Source organism: Leptolyngbya sp. 7M, from assembly GCF_018128485.1.
Genome location: NZ_CP070897.1, coordinates 5,914,257 through 5,933,104, shown reverse-complemented (window position 1 = coordinate 5,933,104; position 18,848 = coordinate 5,914,257). Strand labels below are relative to the sequence as shown.

Annotated in this window: 18 protein-coding genes and 1 pseudogene; 10 read left to right on the top strand and 9 right to left on the bottom strand. The window is 52.6% G+C overall.

Going from position 1 to position 18,848, the window contains the following annotated elements:
- Window positions 1-176 precede the first annotated feature (176 nt).
- On the bottom strand, window positions 177-1,001 hold the full coding sequence (locus tag JVX88_RS31425; RefSeq protein WP_225931238.1) for a two-component system sensor histidine kinase NtrB: 825 nt from the start codon (window positions 999-1,001) through the stop codon (window positions 177-179).
- A 20-nt stretch (window positions 1,002-1,021) separates the two neighbouring features.
- Here JVX88_RS31425 and JVX88_RS31420 point away from each other — a divergent pair, with 20 nt between their 5' ends.
- From JVX88_RS31420 to JVX88_RS31410, 3 genes are all read left to right on the top strand, one after another.
- Window positions 1,022-2,359: a hypothetical protein gene (locus JVX88_RS31420; RefSeq protein WP_211622347.1), complete on the top strand. Its 1,338-nt coding sequence runs from the start codon at window positions 1,022-1,024 to the stop codon at window positions 2,357-2,359.
- A 503-nt stretch (window positions 2,360-2,862) separates the two neighbouring features.
- The gene (locus JVX88_RS31415; protein ID WP_211622346.1) at window positions 2,863-3,084 is read left to right on the top strand and encodes a hypothetical protein; all 222 of its coding nucleotides are present in this window, start codon (window positions 2,863-2,865) and stop codon (window positions 3,082-3,084) included.
- 328 nt (window positions 3,085-3,412) lie between these two features.
- Window positions 3,413-3,751, top strand: a complete 339-nt coding sequence (locus JVX88_RS31410; protein ID WP_317134509.1) for a hypothetical protein — start codon at window positions 3,413-3,415, stop codon at window positions 3,749-3,751.
- Here JVX88_RS31410 and JVX88_RS31405 read toward each other — a convergent pair.
- Window positions 3,705-4,835 carry a hypothetical protein gene (locus JVX88_RS31405; protein WP_211622345.1) on the bottom strand — a complete coding sequence of 377 codons (1,131 nt, stop codon included), beginning with the start codon at window positions 4,833-4,835 and terminating at the stop codon, window positions 3,705-3,707. The genes JVX88_RS31410 and JVX88_RS31405 overlap by 47 nt on opposite strands.
- A gap of 416 nt (window positions 4,836-5,251) precedes the next feature.
- Window positions 5,252-6,346: a chlorophyll a/b binding light-harvesting protein gene (locus JVX88_RS31400; RefSeq protein WP_211622344.1), complete on the bottom strand. Its 1,095-nt coding sequence runs from the start codon at window positions 6,344-6,346 to the stop codon at window positions 5,252-5,254.
- Between the two features lie 83 nt (window positions 6,347-6,429).
- Here JVX88_RS31400 and JVX88_RS31395 point away from each other — a divergent pair.
- Window positions 6,430-7,758 (top strand): annotated as a pseudogene (locus JVX88_RS31395) (EAL domain-containing protein); the annotation flags it as partial.
- Here JVX88_RS31395 and JVX88_RS39620 read toward each other — a convergent pair.
- Window positions 7,730-8,656: a cation:proton antiporter gene (locus JVX88_RS39620; RefSeq protein WP_317134508.1), complete on the bottom strand. Its 927-nt coding sequence runs from the start codon at window positions 8,654-8,656 to the stop codon at window positions 7,730-7,732. The pseudogene JVX88_RS31395 and the gene JVX88_RS39620 sit on opposite strands and share 29 nt — an antisense overlap.
- Entirely contained in the window at window positions 8,653-8,988 is a 336-nt protein-coding gene (locus JVX88_RS31385) for a cation:proton antiporter subunit C (RefSeq protein ID WP_211622342.1), read from the bottom strand. The genes JVX88_RS39620 and JVX88_RS31385 overlap by 4 nt, the downstream gene beginning before the upstream one ends.
- A gap of 249 nt (window positions 8,989-9,237) precedes the next feature.
- Here JVX88_RS31385 and JVX88_RS31380 point away from each other — a divergent pair, with 249 nt between their 5' ends.
- The 3 genes from JVX88_RS31380 to JVX88_RS31370 all read left to right on the top strand — a co-directional run bounded on the left by JVX88_RS31380 (window position 9,238) and on the right by JVX88_RS31370 (window position 11,331).
- Window positions 9,238-9,747, top strand: a complete 510-nt coding sequence (locus tag JVX88_RS31380) for a hypothetical protein (RefSeq protein WP_211622341.1) — start codon at window positions 9,238-9,240, stop codon at window positions 9,745-9,747.
- Between the two features lie 69 nt (window positions 9,748-9,816).
- Window positions 9,817-10,749 carry a YfdX family protein gene (locus JVX88_RS31375; RefSeq protein WP_225931237.1) on the top strand — a complete coding sequence of 311 codons (933 nt, stop codon included), beginning with the start codon at window positions 9,817-9,819 and terminating at the stop codon, window positions 10,747-10,749.
- Window positions 10,750-10,824: 75 nt separating this feature from the next.
- Complete coding sequence (locus JVX88_RS31370) at window positions 10,825-11,331, top strand: hypothetical protein (RefSeq protein ID WP_211622340.1); 507 nt, start codon at window positions 10,825-10,827, stop codon at window positions 11,329-11,331.
- A gap of 382 nt (window positions 11,332-11,713) precedes the next feature.
- On the opposite strand, the gene JVX88_RS31365 is transcribed toward JVX88_RS31370, so the two are convergent.
- On the bottom strand, window positions 11,714-13,300 hold the full coding sequence (locus JVX88_RS31365) for a WD40 repeat domain-containing protein (RefSeq protein ID WP_211622339.1): 1,587 nt from the start codon (window positions 13,298-13,300) through the stop codon (window positions 11,714-11,716).
- Window positions 13,301-13,311: 11 nt separating this feature from the next.
- On the opposite strand from JVX88_RS31365, the gene JVX88_RS31360 reads away from it, so the two are divergent.
- From JVX88_RS31360 to JVX88_RS31355, 3 genes are all read left to right on the top strand, one after another.
- Window positions 13,312-14,058, top strand: coding sequence for a DUF1559 domain-containing protein (locus JVX88_RS31360; protein WP_211622338.1), 747 nt, complete (start codon window positions 13,312-13,314; stop codon window positions 14,056-14,058).
- 131 nt (window positions 14,059-14,189) lie between these two features.
- Entirely contained in the window at window positions 14,190-14,801 is a 612-nt protein-coding gene (locus JVX88_RS39615; RefSeq protein ID WP_225931236.1) for a phosphoenolpyruvate carboxylase, read from the top strand.
- On the top strand, window positions 14,719-16,119 hold the full coding sequence (locus JVX88_RS31355; RefSeq protein ID WP_317134507.1) for a phycobilisome rod-core linker polypeptide: 1,401 nt from the start codon (window positions 14,719-14,721) through the stop codon (window positions 16,117-16,119). The genes JVX88_RS39615 and JVX88_RS31355 overlap by 83 nt, the downstream gene beginning before the upstream one ends.
- A gap of 1,009 nt (window positions 16,120-17,128) precedes the next feature.
- On the opposite strand, the gene JVX88_RS31350 is transcribed toward JVX88_RS31355, so the two are convergent.
- Genes JVX88_RS31350 through JVX88_RS31340 form a run of 3 tightly spaced genes read right to left on the bottom strand, consistent with a single transcriptional unit; the run spans window position 17,129 to window position 18,616 of the window.
- On the bottom strand, window positions 17,129-17,491 hold the full coding sequence (locus JVX88_RS31350; RefSeq protein WP_410503740.1) for an HNH endonuclease: 363 nt from the start codon (window positions 17,489-17,491) through the stop codon (window positions 17,129-17,131).
- Between the two features lie 23 nt (window positions 17,492-17,514).
- Complete coding sequence (locus JVX88_RS31345; RefSeq protein WP_211622337.1) at window positions 17,515-17,832, bottom strand: hypothetical protein; 318 nt, start codon at window positions 17,830-17,832, stop codon at window positions 17,515-17,517.
- A 52-nt stretch (window positions 17,833-17,884) separates the two neighbouring features.
- Window positions 17,885-18,616, bottom strand: coding sequence for an alpha/beta fold hydrolase (locus tag JVX88_RS31340; protein ID WP_211622336.1), 732 nt, complete (start codon window positions 18,614-18,616; stop codon window positions 17,885-17,887).
- Window positions 18,617-18,848 lie beyond the last annotated feature (232 nt).

Here is an 18,848-nt window from a genome sequence, read left to right as displayed (position 1 = left end):
TGAATCTCCTGAAGGCAGCTCGCCTGATCCAACGCTTGAATGCCCTCAACCACCTTGTCTTGAGCCATAGTTCCAGCATGACGAATCGAATGAACGCTGTTGGCGGCTACGTCATGATCGCGGTTAGCGCATTTTCAATCAGCAAAGTATTCTTATGCCAATTCACTGTTACGACTTTATCCCTGAAGAGTTAGCTGCTCAGACACAAAAGGCAGCATTACAGTCACGGTAGTTCCACCAATGGATTCCGAGGAATCAATCATCAATTCTCCGTTATGGGCTTCCACAATTTGTTTGACAATTGCTAACCCCAAGCCGTTGCCGGATGATTTGGTCGTAAAAAAGGGTTTGGTTAAGCGAGGCAACAAATCGCCTGGAATCGGCTCACCACCGTTATGAATCTGCACACAAACCGTGCGCTGCAGTTGGCAAGCATCGATTTTCCAGGTAATCGACTCACCCAGGGCCACCGCTTCGCAGGCATTGCTAATCAGGTTAATGAACACCTGCTTCAGCTTGTCTCGATCACCCAGAACGCGAATCGGATCAACGGGCGTGAACTTGATCAATCGCCCTTGGGCTGCGGGCATGGTGCGTATCGTTTCCAGCATTTCCTGAATTAGCGTATTTAGTTCCAACTCGGCTAAATCTAGCTTTTGACAGCGCGCATATTGCAGAATTTCGTTCAGCAACCGCTGCAACCGCTCGGCCTCTTCCAGGGCCAGTTCTAGCCGCAGGCGGGCACGATCCGATAGCTCAAGCGTCTGAAAGGATTGTAGCCCCATGATTACCGTAGTGAGTGGATTGCGCACCTCATGCACGATCATGGCCGCCAGTTCGCCAATTTCTGCCAGCCGCTCTAGGGCTTTTTCGGTTTGGCGGCGTTCGGTGATGTCGTTGGCAACCGAGAGCAGGCATTCTTCACCGTTCAGGTTGATTAGCTCCGCTGAAAACAGAATGGCTCGCGGTTCTCCTTGCTTGTTGCGGAATAGATGCAGCACAATCTGTCGGGAATACAGTGGTGGATACGGTGCAAGCAACGGGAGGTGCCGTTGTTGATACGGCTCAGGCGGCAGGGAATGCCGTGGTTGATACGGTGCAGGCCGTTGATAATACAATTGTGGATGCTGTTCAGACAGCCGGAAATGCTGCTGTTGATACCGTGCAGACGGTTGGTAACGCGATTGATGACGCTGTTGGTTGGGTCAGCGACAAGACGCAAGATGTCGCAAGTTGGACATCAGATCAGATTGGGGATGCTGCCAACTGGACGGCTGATCAACTCGGAGATGCCACCGATTGGGTGTTTGATCAAGCCGGGAATGTCGTCAACTGGGGGTTTGACAAAATTGGCGATGGAGCTAAGTGGGTGCTGGAGCAAGTTGGTCTTGATTCAGCCGGTAAGTTTGTAGATGATGCCTTTAATAAGGCTGGTGCTGTTGGCAATACTATCTTTGACAAAGCAGGAAATATTGCAGATGCTGCAATCGATGAGGCTGGAATCATCTCCAACACAGTAATCGACACAATTGGAAATGGGCCAGATGCGGTAATCGCGAAAGTTGGAGATAAATTATTGGGAGCGCTACAGCGTGGTGAATCTTGGCTGACCGATCTACCAGATCGTTTTAAGCGGCTGGGACAAGATTATTGGGATATGGTGCAGTCAATTGGACAAGGACATTTAGGCGATGCAGCAAAAGCTTGGGCGCGAACACAGTTAGACTGGGTTGAAATTGCTGGCATTCCCGAACTGGCCGAAACTGCCGCAGATTTGCTCAAACTCAATACTCGCTCCCTCACCAGCGAAGAAAAGGCAATTGCTAAAAGCGTATTCGGAGATTCGATCAATTTAGATTTGGTGCGTATCGATGAGCAAGCCCGCTCGGTACATGCTGCTAAAGAAGTGGATAATGGCAAAACCGATCGACCGTTCACCACCTTCCACACGATCAACTCCTGGGGGCCACTGGATGAAGGTGCTCTAAAACCCACCCTCATCCACGAACTCACGCATGTCTGGCAGTACGAGCAAGATGGCGCCATTTACATTCCCCAAGCGCTACAAGGGCAACATTCCGATACGGGCTATAGCTACACCATTCAGGACTTGGAAAATCATCGAGCCGCCAATCAGGGGTTGACCATTGACTTCAACCGCGAACAGCAGGCCCACATTATCGAAGACTATTATGCCAAACGCGAAAGCGGCGACCTTCAGAAAGAATCCGAACTGGCCTCCTACACCTTTTTCGTTCGAGAAGTGTCTAGCTTGTACCAGTCTGCTTCTGAGAGTCGAGTGCTAGAGTCCGGAGATACTCATTTGGTACTGCTGGAAAATGCAGCGATTGATGATTGATATAAGTTTACCTGCTAAAAGGTCACTTTAGCAACCTGGAAGAGAGAGCCTAGAGCCGAGTGGAGGATAACCCTAGCGTCAAGAGGAGACTAGCACTTCGTTCGAGACGAAGGGGCCGCATGTGATCTACTCATCTCCCTGTTTCGCTTTTTAAGCGATTTCTAGCCCCTCCATAGCCTGGGATCCTAGCAGCTAGGAGCCTCACTAAAACCGCGACAGCGATCATTCGAGCATCGCTAGGAAAGGGGAGCTGATTACTCTGAGCATAAATACTTGATTTGCAAACATTCCCTCGTGATATGGCTTTTTCAGGCTGGTGAAGTACGAAAAACGGGGTGCAGGGGCACTCCTCTGGTGGGGGCAAAGCCTCCACTTCCCCACCTCACATGAGTGAACAACGCTGTAGTAACAAGAAAAATTTACAATACTGTCATCAAAATGCTATAGCCTGTACCGAGTAGTTAGAGTTAGCCTTGATGTTGAGCCAGCTAAGGGAACTTATCATGGATAGCGATTATGAGGACTTACTCGCTAAACGGGCTGAAACACTGGCAACGATCCGCCATTTAATCAGCTACATCCGCTCATTAATTACATCACTTCAAACTGAATTAGAACCTTCTCTTCATGGCTTTAGCCATGAAGGGAAACAACATGAGCCTGCAAACGAGATTCAACAAATGTGTAACTGTTGCGGTTCGGATCGATATAAGTTCAGAGAGTAATAGATCGGTATTTACTCACTCTTCCTCTCTAGCCAGGTCATCCCGCTCTACCACGGCCTGAAATCGTCTGTTGAGAGAAAATCAGTTATTGCTAGCTACCGTAGACAACCGGAATCATAATGCCATAGGCTGTACTTGCCTACTGCAAATGACAGTCAAGCAGTACAACACTCCATCGCATATGCCTACGGCAGGGCAAAGCCCTACAGCAACAAGTAGGGCTGAAAGTCGTTGAGTATTGGCATGGCAGGTTTCTAAATCGCAGCCTCCCGCCCAAGCACTTCCGCAAAACCGATAGAATTGAGCATGTCCCTTTTGCTCACGACCCATGTCTCAATCCCTCTCTGATGTTGGCATTCTTGCCTCCGCTCCCTTTTCTGCTGCTGAAATTGCTTCCGAAGGCATCAAGCCCGACGAATACGGGGAAATTGTGCGGCGATTGGGCCGTCATCCTAATAAAGCGGAGCTAGGCATGTTTGGGGTAATGTGGTCGGAACATTGCTGCTACAAAAACTCGCGGCCTTTGCTGAAGCAATTTCCTACCAGCGGCGAGCGAATTTTAGTTGGTCCGGGCGAGAATGCTGGTGTGGTGGATATGGGCAATGGATTGCAGCTTGCGTTTAAGATCGAGTCGCAGCGCCTTCGGGTAAGCGGAATAGGGGATTAGCTGAATTTTGCAGAATTACACCGAGATAGGTTTCCTTATCCATTCCCAGTAGAGCTTGGCTAGCATAGGAGCCGGTAGTGGGATCGGAATTGGTGGCGTGAACGTTATTGTTGAGCGTACTCAAGCCGTGAAACCAGCCCACCGCAGAAAAACCGCTCCAGCCGTAAGGATAGGATTGGAACGTATAAGAAGACGGATTTTGGGATGGATTGTTGACGTTATCAGGAGTCGAATCGAAATTGCCAGGAGGCCAAGATAGGAACTGGGCATCTACTGCCGCTTCTAATACTTCAGGATCGGGCAGATGATCCACTTCTCCCGCCGCGTTGATGTAGGCGCGATTGCCAACAGGAATCGTGAGTGGATTTACACCAGTCTGACGAAACATGGCCGCAGAGTTTGTGCCAAACGCTTGCAGTAAGCCCGTATTCAAATCAGCATTGGGTGCGCCTTCCACAACCTGTCCGCTCGCCATATCTACCGAGGCATGGCAAAGCGCACAAGTCAAACCGACGCGAATTTTAGCGCCCTGTTTGTGGATCTGCATTCCCAACGGAATCAGCGATCCAGCCGCAACATCTAACCCGGTATTCAGCACGGTTCCCGCTGGAAACTTTCGCCCACCGACGGTCACATCCCGATCTAACACAATTTGCAAATTGGTTGTGGGCTGACCTTTTAGAGCTAGAATGGCTTTGCTGACGCTAATTAGGTTAATGGGGCCATCGATGGCACCCAGCACATCGGTGAAGAAATACTCGTTGCCAAAGGTTTCCCGGTAGAAGGCATCCCGGCCTAGATTGATCAAATCCTCGGTGATGGCCACCGCTCCGTTCTCGGGAGCCAACTCAATCCGACCCGCTTCGGTTTGCAGCAATTGCTCTGCGGTTGCCCGGTCCACACTGATACCCATCACATCATAAGAGCCAACCTCCTGAGCCGTGGGTAGGGCGCTAGGCGTTAATGTACTGCTTAAGAGCGGAGCACGAGTTGGTAAAGACAGTTCGAGAGCATAGCCCAAGCTAGCAGCCGCAAGGATCACAATCAGCAGGATCAGAATTGAACGCCGTGGTTTAAACTTCATGCTTCCCCCAGTATGCTTTCTTAACTAGTTACGTTAAAGGAATCATTACTCTATATCCCACCGGCTCACCTAGATCGACTGAAACTCAACGTTCTGAACGTTTTAGGAGGGAACAACCGGATATGACTCACTCAACTAAGTACCTCGGCATAATTAAAAACCAGATTCAAAACCCTGCGCCGCCCGCGCAGGGTTTTGGGTTTTATGTTTAATTATGCTCATACCAATTACATGTGAAGCTGCATAGAATTTACACCGAGCAACTGTCCAGATAGATTGACTAGACGTGCATTGCCCGCTCGCCAGGGAATTTGTTCGGTCGATTCAGCCGCAATGGTCATGAATAGGGTCTCCTATAACAAAGCGTAAGATTTGAGATTATTACAGAGCAGGTAATTCACATAGAGATACGTTGATTAGGAATTAGCGACTCTGCTAGCAAATGCCTCTTCTAACGTAGGCGTTGGTTCTGTGGATACATTAGCAGCAATGAAATCAAAGAAAGTACCGTAATCATTGCCACGCGCCGCAGAACGTGCTCGATAAGCGTGCCAGAGATGACCCATTAAGGCAAGAAAACCGAGCGCAGCATGAACACTGGCTAACGCCGGTCGAACGGATGCGCCCTCAATGGGACCATAAAACACACTTGGATAGGCAATTTGATTCACTGAGACAAAGCAAGCCACGCTGAACCCAGCTAACGCCAACGCTGCCAAACTGTAAGACAAATAGGCTTCACCAGACCAGATCAAGACCCGCTTGGCCCAGTCTAACGGTTGAGAGATAATGTGAAAAATGCCGCCAGCAATGCAAAGTAAACCAACCCAGATATGCCCACCGACGAGATCTTCCAGGTTATCCACACTAGCCATGCCGGTGATTGTCCAACCCTGCGGGCTAAATCCAAACAGATAGCCAAAGATCCGGGCCGGATTCAGATTTGGAGTCACCAATCTCACCTGATCGACTAGTGGATCATACAGCCCACCAAACCGGGTAGCTTTCAACACCAACAGCAGGGCACCCATGCCTAAAATCACTAAATGAATGCCTAAAATGCTGGTCATCTTGTTGCCATCTTGCCAGCGGTAGCCAAACGAGCGTTCGTCGAGTTGCTCTGGCCCTAGTACGGCGTGGTAGAGGCCACCTGCGCCCAACACGGCAGCACTGATCAGATGAATCATGCCAATCGCGAAGTAGGGATAGGTATCCAGAACTTGCCCACCTGCTCCTACGCCAATTCCCAGTGCCGCTAGATGGGGCAGCAGAATCAGCCCTTGCTCGTACATGGGTTGGGCTGGGTCAAAGCGGGAGAGTTCAAACAATGTCATGGCTCCGGCCCACAGCACAATCAACCCAGCATGAGCCACATGCGCTCCCAGCAGTTTGCCAGAGAGATTGGCAAATCGGGCATTTCCGGCCAGCAGCGGTGCACCCGAATCCTGCAACTGGAGGCTAGTCCAGCCCAAGGCTCGAAACAGGGGAGTCCAAAAAATTGAGGTGGTCATTCGCGATCCGTCTCCTTTGTTGTAGATAGAAGAGCCTAGATGGCAAGAGCCGGGAATTTTGATAGTCTTTAGCAACTAACGCGATGTGCAACTTACTTAAAACCCCGATCGGTATTACTTCCTTACAACGCTTCATCAAGTTCAGCCAGTCCGACTGGTTGCTCAGCATGTTAACCGACCAGCGTTTCACCAGTCATTTTCAACCAATTGTGCGAGTTGACGACACATCTCAGATTTTTGGCTACGAGGCTCTGCTGCGGGGGCTAGACGAACAAGGCAACTTGATCATGCCTGGGGCCATGCTGGAGTTGGCAATTGAGGCCGGACTGTTGCCCCAACTGGACCGAAGCGCTCGTCTCAGCGCCATTGCTCAAGCCAGGCATCATCAGATCAGCAATCACCTGTTCATCAATTTCTCGCCCACAGCCCTCTATGATCCTGTTTCATGTTTACGCAGCACCGTCGAAGCAATTGATCAAGTGGGAATTCCCCATGACCGTATTGTGTTTGAGGTGATCGAGTCGGACAAACCACAAACGCTGGAGCATCTGCAATCTATCCTGAACTACTACCGACAGGCAGGATTTTTAATTGCCCTCGACGATCTTGGCTCTGGCTACTCTAGCCTCAACCTGCTGCATCAACTGCGACCAGATTTTCTCAAGCTCGACATGGAGCTGATCCGCAATGTCCATCAAGACAGTTACAAAGCTTACATCACGCAGAAAATTCTAGAAATTACTCAGAAACTAGATATCAAAACTGTTGCAGAAGGCGTGGAATCCATTGAAGAACTGCACTGGCTGCAAGCGCACGGAGCCAACTTTGTCCAAGGCTATTTGATCGCCAAACCCGCTGCTGTTCCTGTGACGGCAACACCTCGTTTTATAATTGGAATCCCACACTATAACCAGAGTGAGCAGACCGGATGGCAACCCAGCGACTCGGATCGGATTGTGGCTGCTGTAACGCAACGAATTCACCAATCGCTCAACCTGACGGAAATTCTACAAACCACAGCAACCGAAATCCGGCAGCTTTTTGATGTGGATCGAGTAGTTCTGTACCGCTTTGAACCCGATTGGAGCGGCAAAGTAGCCGTGGAATCAGTCGCCGAGGGCTGGATGCCCATTCTTGGCTTACATGTAATGGATACCTGCTTTCAAACAACCTACGCTCATGAGTATCAACAAGGGCAGATCAAAGCGATTGAGGACATTTACAGCGCTGAGCTAACCCAATGCCATGTGGAGCTACTGCAACAATTTCAGATCCGAGCCAATCTCGTAGTGCCAATTTTGCAGCAAGAGCGCTTGTGGGGACTACTGATTGCGCACCAGTGTCGCGGCCCCAGACGTTGGCAGCAGCCGGAAATCGACTTATTCAAGCAACTAGCCATTCAGGCCGGGATTGCCATTCAGCAATCTGAACTATATCAACAGCTTCAGCAGGCCAATCAAGAATTGCAGCGTTTAGCTTGTTCTGAAACGCCAGCATGCGCTTTGTATCTTTCTCAAATACGGCATAGCCCACTCCCAGCAGCGCCGTTCCAACGCCAAACAGCCGTACAATCGGGTCGAATTCTTCCAATACCAAAGCACAGCGCAGCAGCGGGTATACGCCTGCCTTCACCACCACCCCCGACAGCAAAGCCGATACCGGCGTTTCCGATTCGGAGTGGGTCAAGGGCAGCCACAAACCCGATACAAAAATTCCACCTTTCACCAACAGCCCCAGAAACAGCAGCGCCACTGCCTCAATTGGAGCATCCTGCAATCCGGCAAAACTAAACGAATGATGGGTTTGGTACACCAGCACTGCGCCCACCAGATAGAACAGCATCGCCGTATTGCTGACAAACAAATAGCGCAGCGCTACCCAAATCGAGCGATCGGTGCGGGGATAGGCAATTAGTAGAAATGCTGCAATGCTCAGAACTTCCAGCGCCACATACAAGCTAATAAAGTCGGAACAAACAAAAGCAGCATTGACACTACCATGCAAAATAGTCGCCTGAGCGTAAAAAAAGGCACTTTTACCGCTTTGCCAGCAGTAGAACAGCACCGCCATCGTCACCAGCGCGTTCGTCAAGATGAAGAAGCCACTGAGCGAATCGGCTATCAGGGTGACGCCAAAATGATCGAGCAACTGCAATGCGACCGGTATGGGCTGAGTGAACAACAGCACCGCATAGGCCGCCGATGCTAGAGAGGTTACTAGAGCCAGAGACCGATCAAATCGCGGACAGAGGTAAATTACAAACCCCAGAAAAAAGGGCAGGGCAATCCAGGCAATCGTGATTATATTCATGGCATGTTACCCTTCTCGATCTCACTGCTTTCCAGCGTCGGGTTATCTCGTGCCAGCTTCATCACCCCAACCAGCATCAAGGCTTGGATCGAAAAGCCAATCACGATCGCGGTCAAAATCACCGCCTGAGGGACCGGATCCGCATAAGCGCCACGGTTGGCGTCCGAAAGAATCGGTGTGAACAAGCCATTGCGGGATGCAATCAACACGTAATAGGCGACGACCCCAGTGCTCATCACATCCATCGAAATAATCTTCATCACCAGATTCTGTTTCAGGACGATGCCAAAGAATCCGCACAATATCGTTGCAAATACACAGGCTTCTAACACAGTTCCCCTTCCCTAACCGCGTCTCATTATTATCTCAACCGAAAAACCAACCGAAAACCGCAGCTCACAATACGCTGATTCCAACCATCAGCTTCAGCCGTTGACTCAATAGCTTGACTCAACTCTGGCCGCAACTCTGAACCCGGCAATCTAATTGCCAGCCCAAATTGCAACCGCCGCTAGCCGAAATTGCCGACCGTGGCGCTTTACACTTGATGGACGTGCAAAAGTACCTGGCAATGAGCGGCAATGGCAAGTGGTCGGCTATCCCACTTATCCCCATGCCAAGCAATTGCTGATTGGTGCCAGCTGCTTAGCAGCAGCAAAGTTGAGTTTGTGATTGACGAAGACGGTCAAGTAAAAATCCTTCTCCTCAAAGTTGCAAATGAGAACGACGAGAAACGAGGGATACGTGACACAAGCTATTCAGGACAATCCACTCAACTAGGGTCGGAAACAGGAACCTTTCTGACCTGGAAAACCGATCCCCTTGTCTTTGGATTGTATTCTACAATTTTGTCCAAAGGTAAAGATCTGCTTTTAAACCATTGGGGACAGATCTGTAATCGACTGAATTGGTCTGGTTTGACTCAAAATATCAACTGGATGAATCTTGGTTTATGTATGATTTCAATGGATTGTTTCACGGTAAGGAACAATGTCTTGGAATTCATTTTTCAACCTAATAGAGAACTAATTAAAGACGCGATTGGAAACATTTATGGTGCAGGTCTAAACCTGTATCAACTAAAGTTTTGATTGCAATAGCCTCAATTCCTGAGAATTCTAAATTGACGCGAAAAGCGAGTTAACTAGACTAGGAGGTTGATGATGAAATACAGTTCCCACATCTGGAAAACCCTCAAAGCCTTGTTACTCGGTGTTCTTAGCGCTTGTCTGTTTTTCATCACTTCTGGTCAACTGTCTACGTTCGCTGCGTCCTCCCCTGAATCCACCCAACTGACTGAGACTTTGCAGCAGTTGAAGTTGCCAGTGCAAGAATCCTCCTTGCCAGAAGATGTTGAGAAGGAGAAACAGGTTGCCACCGGTGAAGCAGAGCGGAGTTTAGATCAGGATGCCATTGCCGCCATTGAAGAAACCCGTAAAGCGATCGAGGCGATCGATCAGGGCAAAACGTCAGATGCACTCCAAGCCTTGGAACGCGCTACTGGAAAACTCGATATTCTTCTAGCCCGTTATCCTGAACTGGGTTTAGTGCCGGTATCCACTCAGGTGGCAGTGATTGATGTTGCTCCATTAGATAAGAATGTCATTGAGCGAATTCGCAATCAAATTAAAAGTGCGATCAATGCCGAAGATTACCCGGCAGCCCGCGAACTGCTCAACAACTTAATGAGCGAAATTCGGACAACAACCTTAAATCTTCCCCTGGCATCCTACCCTGATGCAATGAAACAAGCCGCCCGCTTGCTCAACGATGGGCAAATGGAAGAAGCGAAAGCCGTCTTACAAACGGCGCTTTCAACACTGGTGATGACGGAACAAGCCCGACCCTTGCCGCTGATTGAGGTTCATACGAAACTGGTTGGTGCGGTTGCCGTGGCAGATATGGATCTTAGCGACTCTGATGGCACGAAAGAGCGTGACGCTCGGAAGGGTCAGACCAATCTCCTTGTGTGGTCCATCAGGCGGGATCGGACTGCGCCACCCTGTACCGGACGGATCACGCGTGATCCGCACGCTCCGCTCGATATGCCTGGCAAAGAACTGAGGATCTGGCATCGGCGGCAGGCCCACTAGGGAGCGATAGCGATCGAGGATCTGGTTCACCACCGGCGCCGGCTCCGCCGCATGCGGGTTTGCGTCGTATGCGAAGTGAACTATGAAGATCGCGACCCGGGGCATCCAGAATTCGCCAACGCGCTGCACGGACGAGACAATCATCTCGATCTTTACCCCGGGCGTCCGTCGGTAATCGATCTTCCAGTGACGCGGCACGAAGCCGTGCTGTGGATCGATACGGACCTCGAGATCGAAGGTCTCCCAGATCACCACGCGACCGAGCACGCCTGGCCAAGGCAACTCTTCGGTTGGAGGGAGGTACTCCAGTTCCCGGGCGCTCCTGAGGATCTCGTGGAGCAGCGGCGACTCGGCTGGGAAGCGCGGATCGACATGCCGCCCGAGGACTCGCCAGAGGTGCGGCTGGGGTGTGCTGAGCGTCGCGTCGCTGCCCGCGACCATGCCCAGTTCCTGTCCTGCCATCCATCCGACTCGCGCCACTCCATCACCGGCCAAGATGCTGACTTCATAGTGCAACGCCAGCTGTCCGCTGGAATCGCGTTCATTGCCGTCGAACGTCCAGTCTCTCGTCCACTTCAGTGATCGATCGTTATATCTTGATCCGGTCGTGAGGCGGCTCCACTGCAGATCGTCGACGACGCCGTTCCATCTCCCAAAGATGAACTCCTCGCTGACCGCCGATACCGATTCAATGGACGTCTCGTGCGACTCTAGCCCAGCGAGCAGGGCAGCAATCGATCCGGCGTTTGGCTGATCGCGACTCTCGGCGGCTGGCGGATCGAGCTGATGTTCAACCATCGCAGTGGTAACACACATGCTTATCACTACAGAAGCAGCCACGTTAAACATTATCGACAATCTCCTTCAGTTGGTCTTGCTGTTACACGATGGCTTTATGAAGTGCATTTGGTAGAGTTGCATACTTCATCACCATAACTAAGAGCAGCATTGCAGCCGCAGCCTCTCAAATCAGGAACGCCAACCGGATTCGGCGACGCCGCGAAGACGAAGCACGGAGCGAAGCCCTTTCGTCCACAGAGTTGCCGACTGCCCATTGCCACCCGGATGTCGCAGCAATCGGTCGGTGCACCCGGCTCGCAGACCGACACAGCAGTTGGTGCGCCAGAGCATCTGACGCACTCTCCGCCGCACGTCGAGGTGCATCCCTTATAGAACCCCTGTTGCGTGAGCAAGGACTGACGGAAGCGAGGATGTGGCTATCGGGACTGAATGCAACAGCTCGAACAGGGCCTGCATGGCTATCGAGCGTGGTTAGCTCTTCACCATCTTGGTTCCAAAGTTTGACCGTGTTGTCTTCGCTGGCGGAGGCAAACAATTGCCCATCAGGGCTAAACGCGACACGATTGACCTTAGCTTGATGGCCGCGTAGGGTTTTGAGTAAGGTACCATCGGTGCTCCAGATCTTGACGGTTTTGTTCCAGGTTGTGGCCAACTCGGAGCGCATAGGATTAAAAGCAACCGCTCTGATCTCCACATCGTAGTCGCCAAAACTAGTCAGCAACTCGCCCTCGCCACGCCATTCTGTGCGCCTAATTGAGTCTGGCGGGCTGGGGTTACTCCTCCATAGCCGAATCGCCCCATCGCGGCTCACTGAGGCTAGTAAGGGATCGATTGGGCTAAAGGCCAAATCATTAACCGATCCCACATGGCCAACCAAGGTACGCACCAAACGACTGTCTTGTTGCCAGAGCTTGATCAGGGAGTTTTCACTGCTAGAGGCGATCGCCTGACTAGTGGGGTTGAAGTCGATAGACAAGATTGGCGACTGGTGTTCGCTAAAGGTTCGCAGCAACCGACCCTCTGTGTTCCACAGCTTGATGGTTTTGTCGCGGCTAGCTGAAACCAAAATGCGCCCATCGGGGTTAATCGCTAGGTCAGCGATGCCGGCCTCGTGCCCGTTGATCAGACGCAATTGTGCGCCTTTGTGATTCCAGATTCGTAGAGTGCGATCTTCGCTAGCAGTGACTACAGTTCGATTGGTTGGATTAAAAGCAACAGCAGTCACGGCGGCTTCGTGTCCCACTAAGGGAGTCCGAAACGGGTTGTTTACCTTCCAGAAGCGGATCGTTTCATCATCACTAACTGAGGCAAGAGTGCGTCCATCGCGGCTAAACGTCAAGCCCCACACGGGTTTGATGTGGCCCCTTAGAGTTGCAAGCAGCACACCCTCGCGATTCCACAGCTTGATCGTATTATCGCGGCTGGCGGAGGCGACGATCTGTCCATAGGAACTGAAGGCCAGATCGTACACGCTAGCTCGATGATCTGTGAGGGTGCGCAACAGCTTGCCGTTGAAATCCCAAATTTTGAGCGTATTGTCCTCGCTGCCAGAAATGAGCACCGGACTGTTGGGGCTAAAGGCAACGGTGTTGACTCGATCTCGATGGCCGCGCAGAATGGCTACCAATTTACCGCTAGGTTCCCATAACTTCACGGTTTGATCTTCACTGGCCGTTGCGAGCAATTTACCGTCTCGGCTGAAGGCCACGTCCTGCACCGCTTCTTGATGTCCTATAAAGCTGGTGAGCAAGGTGCCGTCGGTTGTCCACGCTCATCGAGCTCCTGATCGTCATCGCCATCATCGCCCTGCTCATCGGCCTGCTCCTGCCGGCCTTAGGCGGCGCCAGAGCGTCCGCCCGGCAGAGCAAGTGCCTCTCGAATCTTCGCCAGCTCTCCATCGCCGCGCTGGTCTATGCCTCCGAGTTCAACGACTACGTGCCGCGTGAGGGCTGGAAGCCCTTGAGCCCCACCGCTCCCGTCACCAGGCCGCCCTGGGCATGGGCCCTGCGCCCGTACATCGACGAACGCATCAGCCGCGGCGAGACCCCCAACGACAAGTTCGAGCGCGCCCCCTACTACCGCTGCGCCAGCCGATTCAACGACGGGCACCAGATCCACTACGTGGTCAACGGCGTCCGAATGATCTCGCCCGGCGTCATCGACCCTCGCGCCAACAGCGAGGTCTACCGCCGAGGTCCCACGAAGCTCATTCACATCGCGCGACCCGCGACCACCATCTACATCACCGAGATGGCCGAGGACCGCTCCCGCGTCCTCTACAACTCCTGGTACTCCTGGCCCGACGACCTGGGCGTCGCCCAGTTCTACGACATCTGGGTCCAGCCCCATTTCGCCGGGCCGGATTCGGCCCTGCGGGTCTCCCCAGAGCGCCACGGCAAGGGCGCAAACGTCGCCTTCTTCGATGGCCATGCCGCCCTCACCCCGGGCCAGCGCATCCGCTCCGTCGCCGCGTGGGACGATGGGATCTACGGCGAGAACAGCCCCTGATCGGCCGCTCGCCTCGCCTCGAGATGTCGAGGTCGAACATCGTGTCGTCGGCCGGCCGGATCTCGCAAGCTCTACGTAGAATCCGAATGGCTTAGCGCCACATCCGAAAAGCCCCGCATTGACGTCGGCCCATGACCAGCCCGAACGCTGTCGCCCATGTCGCGCTGCTGGACGAAGTGCTGGCTCGATCCGCGCCGGCGTGCGGGCTTGCGCGTGGGCGGAAACTAGCCGCCTCCCTCCGAGAGTCGTGCGCCGCCGCGGGAGACGCGCTGGAGCATGAGGGCTGGGCGCGAGCCACGCGGCTGATCTCGGATCTGTCGCTCGACGACCTGGGCCAGGTGCTCCGCTACACCACAGCACGCTTCCACCTGCTCAACCAGGCCGAGCAGGTGCAGATCTCCCGCATCAACCGCGAGCGCGCCCGGGCGGCGACACCGGAGCACCCCCGGGCCGAGTCGCTGCTGGAGTGCATGCGTCGGCTCAAGGAGCGGGGGCTCGACGCCGCCGGGCTGAGGGCGCTGATCGATCGACTTGACGTTCAGCCGACCCTCACGGCGCACCCGACCGAGGCCAAACGCCGCAGCGTGCTCGACAACCTGGTGCGGATCGCCGAGCTGCTTCAGCGGATGGCGGGAGGTGTATTCTGGTCAGCGGCAGACGGTGGCCGAAATCAAGCTGGAGAACGGCGAAATCACCGTGCGCGAGTTTGTGCGGGCGCTAGCCAAGTCGGATGTGTTCCGTAAGATGTACTGGACGCCGCTCTATGTGGTGAAAGCGATTGAGTACATCCACCGGCGGCTGCTCGGTCGTCCCACCTACGGTCGGCAAGAGATCAATGCCTACTTCGATCTGGCGGCCAAGAAAGGCTTCTATGCCGTGGTGGATGCGATTATCGACAGCATGGAGTACAGCCAAACCTTTGGCGAAGATACGGTGCCCTATGAGCGCTATCTGACTCCGGGCGGTGTGGCGCTGCGCACGAACCGGATTGGCAGCATTGTTGACAAGAGCAGCAAGGTTGAAGTTGCAGAAACCCCGCGCTTTATGGAGCTGGGGATGGTGACGGAAAGCCGCACAACGCCAGATGTGGAATTCCGCGTCAACCAAGGTGTCAACCGCAAGCGCGAGCAGACCAAGATCTTCAAGCTGACAACGTTGGCACCCACCGACGTGAAGAACGTTACCCGCGCTGCCTACCGGCAGATCTTCGAGCGTGACATTGAACCCTACATCATTACAAACGAGTTCAGCGCCCTCGAAAGTAAGCTGGCGAATGGCGAGATCACGGTGAAGGAGTTCATTGAAGGACTGGGCACCTCTAGCCTCTATATCAAAGAGTTCTACACGCCCTATCCGAACACCAAGGTGATTGAACTGGGAACCAAGCACTTCCTGGGACGGGCACCGCAGGATCAGGCGGAGATCCGCAAGTACAATCAGATTCTGGCATCTCAAGGCTTGGAGGCGTTTATTCGCGCCATGACCGGTACGCCAGAATATGCCCAGTACTTCGGTGAGGATACGGTTCCCTACCGACGCTTCCCCACCCTGCCAGCGGCCAACTTCCCGAACACCAATCGGCTGTACAACCAGTTGACGAAGCAGAACAAAGATGTAGTTGTTCCCAGCTTTGAACCGGTGAAGTCACGCATGGACATCAGCAAAATGCCGTTGATGAGCCAAGCTCTGGCAGACGCAAAAAAGCCGAATGAGCTGGTTGAATTGGGTCGTTCTTCCAGCTCGCCCCTTGCCCTTGACCTACGCCGTAAGCCTTGCCGCATCTATCGCCTGCTGCCCTACAGCAGTCAGTCGGAAAAGCAACAGGTGCTTCATGCCCTCTATGCTCAGGTGATGGATGAGGCGGGTGATGTCATTCCCGATGAGGTGCGTTGCCTTGATGTAGAAGCCAAATTCTACGGCGGCGACCTCTCGGTACGGGACTGTGTGAAAGCGTTGGCGACTTCGGCGGTCTATGCCCGACGCTACTACACCCCCTACCCCAGGTCCCGCCTGCAAATATTGGGTCAAGATTGTCGAGGTAGCGCGGACCTGAGGGCGTAGATCGATGAATTTTGCATTCAGCTCTCCCTGAGCTGTGTGGTGATCGATCACGACCACGATGGGAATGCCTGCTTGCTGCACCAACGGTAAGAGTTGGGTTGTTGTGCCTTGGTTATCAATAAAGACACAGCCTTGGTAGGGCGACAGGTCTTTTTCTTTCGAGTTTTGTGGCGTCCAGCGCTGAGCGGGTAGCCCGGTTAAACGGACAAGCGCAATGTTTTCCTGGTGGCTCAGTGCCCCGGCATAGACAATGTCACTGCGGATGTCATACTGCTGGGCAATCAGCTTGTAAGCCCAGGCACAAGAGAGGGCATCCGGATCGGGAAAATCTTGCAGGGCTACCAAATGGCGCTCTCCCCGATGCTGATCCAGCACTCGCCGAATTTCTTCTACCTTCTGCTCGGTGATTGTTTGGGATTGGGATGTCATCCAACCCTGCATACTGGCTTTGGGTACAGCAGGCTCTCGGTCCATGCTGATCGATCGATTAGGAGACTCAATGTGTACGTCAAGATCGGAAGTGACAGCAGACTCCATGATTAATGCCAAATTATTAAATGATTGTGGAGAATCCAATTGCATATGCTCGATTGTACGAACTGTGTGAGATGCAAGCAGCAGGAATTTGCAACAACGGTTCCACCTGATTCAGAAGTGAAGTATTGCCCCAGTCCGTCGTGATCGATGCTGATTTGATCGATCCGTATTCTGTCTTGCTCTATGCCTACCCTTACGATCTTTGCAAAAAATTGCAGCAGTCGTCCGGACTGAGTTGAGATTCCCGTCTTTAGATAGATCTGGAGATCGATCTGGAGATAAATCTGGCGAGCAAGAGGCATGATTGAGCCAGAACTGCCACGGGCTTGAAATGAATCAGGAATAGACCAGTAATAAACCAGGACTGTCAAGCTACCTAATCAACTTTCGTAGGATAAACTTTTGCAGAAAACACTCAGACAGGCTCAGTCAAACAATCAAAAACCCCCGACTGTCAATCCAATCTGGGGGTTTAGGAACCAATAACATATTTCTGCCACTCTTGATGTACGCCGCTTTTGACGTGTTTCGTCACCTCAAAGTAAAGACCACTGTAAGGTTTATGGGGCGGTTGCCGCAGGATCATGTTGGCTTCCTTGGGGGTGCGGTTGCCCTTCTTAACGTTGCAGCGCACACAGGCCGTCACCATGTTCTCCCAGGTATCTTCGCCGCCGCGCGACCGGGGCACTACGTGATCGAGCGTCAGATCATCGCCAGTGTAGCCGCAATATTGGCAGGAGTGGCTATCTCGGTGCAGGATGTTGCGGCGCGTTAGGGGCAGCAATTCCCGGCGAGCAAAGCGGTAATGTCTGGGATTTAGCAGTGGATTCAGCATCGCGTCACATCCTACCATTCGGCTTAGCGCTTGCAGGTTTGCGAATAGGTTTTAGAACAGGGTAAAGGCGGCATCGAACTCGGTACAAAATCCCGACAGTCAATTGCCGCTTCGGTCAGAGCTATACAGGGGTTGACAGCACATTTGAGGCGATAGTCTCCGGTGAAGTAGCAACAGCGAGAGCAGGGAACTTGGTGCAGCCGCTTCAGACGCACTACTCCATCTCGAACGGCGAGGCCAATACTCCAGAGAAAAACTGTCAGCGAACTCCAAACACAAATTCCTAGAATGGGAGCTGGAATCGGTTGTGACACCTGATTAACAACGAGATAACTCAGCATAAGAATGTAATTTCAAATTGCAGCAGCACGTCAGATCTGTGGTAAAAGCAGCTCAGAAGTTAATCAGAGAGAAATGATTGGAAAGTACCGAAGTCCAGAATTCGATCAGCTTTGCCGCAACTAGCTCTGGATAGGAAAAATCAAAGAAATGGCAGCCATCCGGACAAATCCACAGCCGGTCCTCGGTTTTCAGATAGTCTTGCCAGCCGTACAATTGATTCGGATCAACCACAATATCCACTTCACCGCCGCATACCATCAACGGCACCGCAACATTACCAGCCGCTATACTCACTCGCCGAAACAAGCTATGGGGCGATAGCGAGTTTTCCAGATCCCGCTTCAGCATCCGCACTAGCCGACGAGTTGAAAGCTGCGTCTGCTCCCCAAACAAATAGGGAGTCATCTGCGCCAGAATTGCCTCCTGCTTGCAAGACAGTAGCTGGCGATGCACATAGTAATGGGCTTGCCAATCCACCGCAGGATGCACGCCGACCGACAGGAGCGATAGGGTTTTGACATAGTCAGGATATCGACGGCTATACAGCAGCGCTAACAAGCCACCAGTGCCGTGACCAATTAGATGCAGCGGTTGGTCACAGATTTTGAGATAGTCGTGCAGCAGGGTTATGGCCGTTTCCAGGGAACAGGCTTCGTCTGGGGTTTGACAATAGTCCCAACAAGCCACCGTAAACTGGCTAGATAGATGACGCAATAGGGGTTGATGAAATCGCTGTAAACTCGGACTCACATTCAACCAAAGTACTTGCGGAAAATTGCTCATGGTTTGAACCTGGTGAAGAGAAAAGCAACCACCAGAAATCAAAACTAATAGTTCAGTCAGCTCTAATGATTAAGCTAGTCATCACGCCTTGATTCCTGATGGTATGGTGCTGTTTAGATCATGTTGCTTGTGGAAATTTAGATGGTGAGTCAGGGAACTAGACGCCAAACTCTTGCCGCAGTTGAGCGACCGCCCTTTGCCGTTGCACCTTGGGCCACCTATCGCCAGATCA